Raw genomic sequence first — 7,992 nt, 5'->3', positions numbered from 1 at the left:
CTGCGCTCCGTCCGGGGACAGCCCATCCAGTCGCAGAAGCCCTCCACGGGGGCGCTGGTGCAGTTCGGCCCGCTGGCCGTGGGGGACTACGTGCTGGAGGGGCGCGCCCAGGGCTTCCGGGATGCGCAGCTGCCGGCGCGGGTGAAGCCGGGCGAGACGACGCTGGAGCTGGAGCTGGCTCGCGCCACGATCATCTCCGGGCACGTGTTGGACCAGTACGGCCGGCCAGCGCCCAACGTGTCGGTGCTGGTGCAGCCCACGGGGGACACGGTGCTGGCGGATGCCGAGGGACACTTCTCGGCGGCGGTGCCCACGCCGGGCCTGTACGTGCTGCACGCCCACCACTCGGAGTGGGGCGGAGGGGATGTGAAGGCGACGGCGCCGGCCGAGGGCGTGAAGTTGGAGCTGGAGCCCCGGGCGGCGTTGGAGGTGACGGTGCTGACGGAGGGACGCCGGGTGGAGGGCGCGGACGTCATGCTGTGGGTGGAGAACGAGGGCGTCTTCCGCAGCGACAACTCCTCGGGGCCGGACGGGTTGGTGCCCATGCGCGGGCTGCCGCCGGGGACGTACTCGATGGTGGCCACGCACTCGGACTACCAGCCCTCGGAGCCCCAGAAGGTGTCGGTGGTGGACGGGCAGACGCAGCGGGTGACGGTGTCACTCGCGCCAGGGGCGGCGATTCGCGGCGAGGTGGTGGACGAGCGGGGCGCTCCGGTGGCGGGGGCCTCGGTGTCGGTGCTGCCGCGCCTGGCCCAGCCGGTGACGTCGGATGCCCAGGGGCACTTCGAGGTCCGCGCGCTCAAGCCCGGGCGCGCCTTCCTGCTGGAGGCCCATCATCCGGGGTACGACCAGCGCGAGCGCGTGCAGGCCACGCCCGGCTCGGACGCGGTGAAGGTGGTGATGGAGGCGCGGAGCCTGTTCCGCGGCAGGGTGGTGTCCAGCGATGGCTCTCCGGTGCGGCGCTTCCGCCTGGACGAGCACGACATCACGAGCGTGGACGGACGCTTCGAGGTGTCGCTGCCCACGGCGGGCGACCGGGTCATCGTGTCGGTGGAGGCGGCGGGCTTCGAGCCGCTGATGGTGGACAAGCCGGCGCAGCCGGACCTGGGCGACCTGGTGCTGGAGCAGGCGCCGATGGTGACGGGACTGGTGCGGGACGAGGGGGGCGGGCCGGTGGCGGACGCGGTGGTGTCGTGTGATGCGTGCGAGGACTCGGTGATGACGGGGCTGGACGGGCGCTTCGCGCTGCCGAGTCCGCCCTTCGTGGCGAAGTTCAACGTGTCGGCGCGCAAGGGGAAGCAGAGCGCGTCGGTGCCGGCGTCGCGCGAGGACACCCGGGCGGTGGAGCTGGTGCTGAAGCCGGCCACGCGGCTGTACGGGACGGTGTACCAGCAGGACGGGACACCGGCGGCGGGCTTCGCGCTGGAGGGCGTCAACGGAGACCGGGGCGAGCCCATCAGCATCGTCACGGGGCCGGACGGGCGCTACAGCGTGGAGGTGTCACCGGGCCACTACCGCTTCGCGCTGGGGCAGATGCGGGAGTTCTCCGGCGAGCCGGCGCTGCTGGTGCAGGTGGGCGGAGGGGAGCAGCGGTTGGACGTGGGACCGGCACCGGGCACGGCCTCGCTCACGGTGCAGCTCAAGCCCGCGCAGGGCAGGGCGCTGTGGGTGCTGGCCGGGGACGTGCCCGTGAGCAACCCGCAGAGGGAGCTGATGCGGGCCAGCTACGGGCAGCTCCTCTACCAACCACGCGGCGAGCGGGTAACGCTCCAGGGCCTCCCGCCGGGGCGCTACACCCTGGTCTGGGGACACTTCCACGTGGACTCGGAGGAAGGCCCCGTCGTGCGCACGGTGAACGTTCCGTCATCGGGAGACGTGGTGCTCACCCCCTGAACCACCTTCCCTCTCCCTTCGAGAGAGGATCGGGGTGAGACGACCCGCTCTCGTGCCCTGTCCTGGACCCGGGCGAGGTAATAGCCCGCCAGGCCGCCAGCTCCCAGAGCGGCCAGGGGCGCGAAGGAGCCGAGATACCTCGTGTGCCTCATGTGGTGGCTCTCCCTGAAGGTGTGAGGGAAGGTGTGCCCATGTCCGGGGACATCAAGTTGCCCTGGAGGGCGAAGCGGTGCCTCACAGGTGGCAGGCGGTTGCGAGCCCGTCCCCTCACGCGTAAGGAATCCGACATGGAGGCTTCGGCTCTACAGGGACGTCGGGTGATCGTCGGCGTGGGTGGAGGCATCGCGGCGTACAAGGCCTGTGAGCTGGTGCGAGAGCTCGGGCGCGCCGGAGCGCAGGTGCGGGTGGCGATGACGGAAGCGGCGAAGCAGTTCGTCACGCCGCTCACCTTCCAGGCCCTCAGCGGGCATCCGGTGCTGACGGACTACTTCGATCCGGCGCAGGAGGGAAACTTCGGGCACCTGGATCTGGCGCGCTGGGCGGAGCTGTTCGTGGTGGCGCCAGCCACGGCGGATCTGCTGGCGCGCATCCGGGCGGGGATGGGGGGCGATGCGGTGACGACGTCGCTGCTGGCCTTCCGAGGGCCGGTGCTACTGGCGCCCGCGATGAACGTGGCCATGTGGGAGAACGAGCGGACGCAGGAGAACGTGGCGGCGCTGCGCGCGTCTCCGCGCTTCCACGTGGTGGGCCCGGGGTCGGGGCTGCTCGCGTGCGGAGACGTGGGGGCGGGGCGATTGGCGGAGGTGGGGGACATGGTGGTGGCGGCGGCGCGCCTGTTCGCCGAGGGGCCCCTGGCGGGCCGGCGGGTGCTCATCACCGCGGGGCCCACGCGCGAGTACCTGGATCCGGTGCGGTTCATCTCCAACCCGTCGACGGGGAAGATGGGGCTGGCGCTGGCGGAAGCCGCGCGGAGCCTGGGGGCGAAGGTGACGGTGGTGCTGGGCCCGGTGGGGGCGGTGGAGCGGGGCGGCTACGAAGTGGTGGACGTGGTGAGCGCGGAGGACATGGCGCGCGAGGTGCTGGCGAGGGTGGAGGAGGTGGACTGCTTCATCGCGTCGGCGGCGGTGAGCGACTGGAAGCCGCGAGCGCGGGAGTCGCAGAAGGTGAAGAAGTCGGAGGGCCCGGAGACGCTGACGCTGGTGCGCACGCCGGACGTGCTGGCGGAGGCCTCGCGGCGAGTGACGGGACGGGCGAAGCGGCCGGTGCTGGTGGGCTTCGCGGCGGAGACGCAGCGGGTGGTGGAGTACGCGCGGGAGAAGCTGGAGCGCAAGGGGCTGGACGCGATCGTGGCCAACGACGTGACGGCGCCGGGGGCGGGCTTCGGGGTGGACACGAATCAGGTGACGGTGCTGACGCGGGACGGCCAGCAGCGCGACTTCTCCGGGACGAAGCGGGAGGTGGCCCGCTCCATCCTGGGGCTCGTCGCGGAGTTCCTCCCGACCTAGAGCGCGGGCGGCAACAGGGGGATGTCTCCCGCGGAGGAGGGCAGCTCGTCGTCACCGATGTTGCGCGTGTAGCCGTAGCCGAGCTGCCCGTGGTTGTTGAGACCCCAGCAGCGAGCCGTGCCGGTGGCGAGCAGGGCACAGGTGTGGTGGCCGCCAGCCGTCACCTGGAAGGCCGTGATGCCTCCCATGGCCACGGGAGTGCTGGGAGGCGCCGTCAGGGTGTTGGCATTGGCCTGCCCGAGCTGTCCCCAGGCGCCGAGGCCCCAGCACTTGATGCCGCCAGTGCTCAGCAGGGCGCAGGTGTGGTCCTGCCCGGCGGTTACCTGCAGCACCTCGCCGCCAACGGCCACGGTGCCGCCGGGCAGGGTGAGGTCCGCGGTGTTGCCGTAGCCAAGCTGGCCGGAGCCGTTGAGTCCCCAGCAGCGGAGGCCCCCCGTCCCGCTCAAGAGGGCACAGGTGTGGAAGTAGCCGGCCACGAGCTGGCGCACGGGGCCGCCCACGTGGACGATCGCGTTGGCGGGCGTCTCGTCATCGCCGACATGGGCGGTGTGGCCCAGGCCGAGCTGGCCAAAGGAGTTGTTGCCCCAGCAGCGCACCGAGCCGGTGGAGAGCAGCGCGCAGGTGTGCGCGGCACCCGCGACGAGGTCCCTGACGATGACATCGCTCCCGAGGTCGACGTCGCCATGGAAGTAGGGATGCTCGTTGTCACCGACGTTGTTCTTGTGTCCATAGCCGAGCTGGCCACTGCTGTTGAGGCCCCAGCAGCGCACCTTGCCCGTCGACATCAGGGCGCAGGTATGGTTGAGGCCCGAGACCAGAGTGGTCGCGAAGCCACGGAGGTTGACGTAGCCGACGCTCGAGAGCGGCTCGCCGTCGCCGATGGTGTCGGTGCTGTTGTAGCCCAGCTGGCCAAAGGAGTTGTTGCCCCAGCAGCGCACCATGCCGGAGTCGAGCAGGGCGCAGGTGTGGTGGCCACCCACGGCGAGCTCCACCCCCACGCCGGCCAGCGGCACCGGGCCCGCGAGGTAGGCCGCCTCGTCGTCACCGTAGGTGGTGGTGCTCGAGAGCCCGAGCTGGCCCCGGGTGTTGAGGCCCCAGCAGCGCGGGCTGCCGTCATTGTAGAGCGCGCAGGTATGTGATGCGCCCGCGCGGATGGCGCTGAAGCCGTTGTCCACGGTGGGCTGGTCGGGGAACTGGCCGGGCCGCAGCTGGTAGTAGACGGTGGTGGTGCCGCCGCTGCCGTTGCGATCCGTCACGTTCAGCTGCAACTCGCCCTGCAACTCCGTGGTGTAGCCCCGCAGGATGCCGGGGTGGGCCGCCGCGTCCACGAAGAAGCCCGGTGTTGGCTCGGAGGCGCCAAGCGGCTTGAAGCTCCAGGCGTAGCGCAGCTCCGCGTCGCTGGCGTCGTCATCCACGTCGGCCGTCCACATGACGCGGTCGGTCTCCACCAGGCGCGCGGCCATCAGGCGGTGGATGACGGGGTTGAAGAGGACGTTGAACTGGGTGTCCAGCGTGCCGTCGGTGGTGCCGGGCGGCTTCACGCGGGTGGTGAAGGTGGTGGCGACGGAGTGCCCGGCCGGGTTGGTGATGAGCACCTGATGGGTGAAGGTGGTCTCGGAGGAGACGGTGGGAGCTTCGTACCGGCTGACGAAGGTTCCCGAGGAGGTCAGCAGGGTGATGGCGCCGCTGGTGGGCAAGAAGGTGCCGCCGCCCTGGGCGGAGGTGATGGTGTAGGTGAGCTTCTCGCCGGTATTGGCCTCCACGGAGAAGGAGACATTGCCGCTCTGCTCGGAGCCGAAGGCGGAGGGCGAGGCAATGCGCAGGAGGCGGGGGAGGGTGATCTGCTGTTTGTCGTTGGAGGAGGCCAGGACGATGACGACCGTCTGGGCGTCGGCCGAGAGGGTCTGCACGGTGGTGCCTTCGAAGAGCAGGGCCTCGGCGGAGCCATGGGCTTTGGCGTGGAAGCTCAAGGGCTTGTTCTTGGGGAGGAAGGGCAGGGTGCCCCGCCAGGTGCCGGTGGCGTCCTTCTCCAGGTCGAAGTTGACGTAGACGGTGGAGTTGCTGGAGGTGTCGGTGACGTCGATGCGGATGCGGTTGACGCTGGCGTAGGTGAAGGAGAGGGCGGAGAGGAGGCGGCCCTGGGCGGAGTTGCCAGCGGAGTCAGGCGGGACGTGGAGATCATCCGAGCCGATGGCGAAGGAGACGGTGGCGGTGTCGCTCTGCCGCTGCGCGGTGTCGTCTCGCGGTTTGGTGCAGGCGGGGCCAAGGCCCAGGGTGAAGGCGGACAGCACCAACGCGGCCTTCCTCAGCAGGAGCAGACGAAGCGCTGGCCTCACTGGAGACTCTCGCAGATGAAGTATTGGCCGATGTCGCAGGGGTAGTCGTTCCACCCGCCGCGGCCGAGCCAGTTGTCGTGTGCGCAATCCTCGTTGTTGCCCGCGTTGTTGGGCTCTCCTGACAACCAATTGGTGTAGGAGGAGGCGCCGTGGCTCCAGCGCCAGGAGCCCTCGGATTGGGTGTCATTGTGGCCAAGCCACCACGTGTGCGGGCCCTGGAAGCCATCGAGCCAGCGCTCTTCGCTGGCATCGTTGACGGTGACCAGGCCGTAGCCGAGCGACTCGCAGATGGCCTTGGCGTCCCACCAGGTCCTGGCGGAGCGGACGAAGAGGTAGTCGTGGTCGTTGAACGTGAGGGGCTGCCAGGTTTGTCCCTCGGAAGTGGAGCGTGGGCTGGCGGGCTCCGGGGCTTCCGGGCCGCAGGCGCCGAGTAGCAGGGCCGTGGCGAGCGCGAAGAGGTGGGCTGGTGGTGTCTTGAGCATGGGTCTTCTCGGGGGAGTGGCTTCTGAAGCGCAAGCAAGTCTCAAGCCATGTGCCAGAGGCCAGAAACGGCATGGAATTCCCCGCGAACAGCGCAACCTCGGAGTCTGTCAGTTCAAATCTTGAACGCCTGTGCGCGGAAACCGGGGCGGGGTTTCGCCAAACCTTGAGCAAGACTCGTGGGGTGGCCCAGTTCAATTCCTGAACGCGTTCGGGCAGTTTTTGAACGGGCTGCCCTCGTCGGCAGGGAGCTTGGACCTCTTGGTAACTGCTGCTAAGGCTCAATGCCAACTCAATGACTGCCCTTTCATCCGCCTCCACCTCCGTGAGCAAGACGGCCTCGCACCTCTTGCTGCTGGCCCTCCTGGGTCTGAGCTGCAGGAGCCCTCTGTCCGAGGACCCGTCCGCTTCTCCGGGAGCGGAGACCGTCACCGTCTCCTTCTCCATTGGCTCCAGCGACCTCCTGGCCACTTCTCAAGGCGCTGGCCCCTCCGTGCGGGCCGCCCTTGTCTCCAGCCTCGGCTTCTCCTTCCAGGATGTCACCCGCCTGCGCATCGACGTCCTCGTCCGCGAGGCGGATGGCGGCACCGCCCCTCTCTTCAGCGACGTCGACCTCTCCCGAGGCTCCAACGGCCTCTGGACGGGCAAGCTCCCCTTCCTCCCCAGGAACAAGCCCCTCTCCTTCGTCGCCACCGCATCCAGCGCCTCGGAGGCCGAGCTCTTCCGAGGCTCCACCGACCAGACCCTCACCGAGGACAACACCCCGGTGAGCATCGTTCTGGCTCCCACCAACGACGCGCACATCACGCTGCCCCGCATCCAACGCATCACCGTTCCCACCGAGCTCTTCCCCGAGCAGAGCTTCCCTCTGCGCTTCCTCGTGGAGGCCCGTGCCGGCGAGCGCCTCGACTACGTCATTGATGAGGGGGCCAGCGGCACCTTCTCCCCGTCCCAGGGCAGCCTCACCCTGGAGGGCACCTCCGCCACCTTCGTCATCCGCTACACCGCCCCCGAGGTTCCCTCCACCACCGATTTCTCCCATTCCATCCGCCTCACCAATCGGGACGGCCACTCTCTCCGCACCACCTTCCGCATCCGCGTCCGTCCCCCGTCCTCCGAGGGCGTGCGCGACACCTCCTTCGTCATCCGCTTCAATCCCGTCATCAACGCCTTGAGCGCGGTGCGCGTGCCAGGTGCTCCCCAGGTGGCCTTCGAGGCCTCCGTCTCCGACGACCGGCCTCTCTCCGAGCTTTCCTACGCCTGGAGCCTCACGGCCGATGGTCCCCATGAGCAGCCCACCTTCTCCTCCCAGGCCAATCCCACCCTGCTGCGGGGCTATACCCTCGAGTTGCGTGGCACCCTGCGGCTGGAGGTGACGGACGGGGAGGGCGGTAAGACAACGCTGCTCTACGTCCTGGCGCCCAACCAGTTCCCCGACAACCCCACCGAGGACACCGCCTTCAAGTCCCTGCTCGCGGGCGAGGGCCATACCTGTGTCCTGCTCGGCAACGGTGCCCCGCGCTGCTGGGGCCGCAACGACTCCGGCCAGCTCGGCCAAGGCCATTCCCAGAACCTCGGCGACGACGAGCCGCTCTCCACGGTGGGCAACGTCCCCCTGGCGGAGAGCGGCCTCCAATTCGCCGTGGGCGGCCACCACACCTGCGCCCTGCTGGAGGGCGGAGCCGTGCGCTGCTGGGGCCGTAACGACACGGGCCAGCTGGGCTACGGCCACAGCCGTCCCCTCGGGGACGATGAGGGCGTCTCCAGCTCCGGCTATG

General features: G+C 69.6%; 5 protein-coding genes. 3 read left to right on the top strand and 2 right to left on the bottom strand.

The window, feature by feature from the left end; genetic code table 11:
* Positions 1–1,893, top strand: a 1,893-nt coding sequence (locus VF794_RS35815) for a carboxypeptidase-like regulatory domain-containing protein (RefSeq protein ID WP_331117613.1), incomplete at its 5' end; no start/stop codon positions are given.
* Between the two features lie 287 nt (positions 1,894–2,180).
* Positions 2,181–3,398: a bifunctional phosphopantothenoylcysteine decarboxylase/phosphopantothenate--cysteine ligase CoaBC gene (gene coaBC / locus VF794_RS35810; protein ID WP_331117612.1), complete on the top strand. Its 1,218-nt coding sequence runs from the start codon at positions 2,181–2,183 to the stop codon at positions 3,396–3,398.
* On the opposite strand, the gene VF794_RS35805 is transcribed toward coaBC, so the two are convergent.
* Complete coding sequence (locus VF794_RS35805; protein ID WP_331117611.1) at positions 3,395–5,734, bottom strand: RTX toxin; 2,340 nt, start codon at positions 5,732–5,734, stop codon at positions 3,395–3,397. The genes coaBC and VF794_RS35805 overlap by 4 nt on opposite strands.
* Entirely contained in the window at positions 5,731–6,216 is a 486-nt protein-coding gene (locus VF794_RS35800; protein ID WP_331117610.1) for a C-type lectin domain-containing protein, read from the bottom strand. Before VF794_RS35800 ends, VF794_RS35805 begins: the two co-directional genes overlap by 4 nt.
* 293 nt (positions 6,217–6,509) lie before the next feature.
* Between VF794_RS35800 and VF794_RS35795 the strand changes: the two genes are divergently transcribed.
* Positions 6,510–7,992 (top strand): RCC1 domain-containing protein (locus tag VF794_RS35795; protein ID WP_414641003.1); only part of this gene is annotated, 1,483 nt, incomplete at its 3' end.

The organism is Archangium sp., from assembly GCF_036389735.1.
Classification (GTDB): Bacteria; Myxococcota; Myxococcia; order Myxococcales; family Myxococcaceae; genus Archangium.
Note: the sequence above shows the minus strand (reverse complement) of the source record. Positions and strands in the feature narration are given on the sequence as shown.

Bases quoted from the DNA above. Each gene is read 5' to 3' on its own strand.
- coaBC (WP_331117612.1), top strand. From the start codon at position 2,181: ATGGAGGCTTCGGCTCTACAGGGACGTCGGGTGATCGTCGGCGTGGGT.
- VF794_RS35800 (WP_331117610.1), bottom strand. From the start codon at position 6,216: ATGCTCAAGACACCACCAGCCCACCTCTTCGCGCTCGCCACGGCCCTG.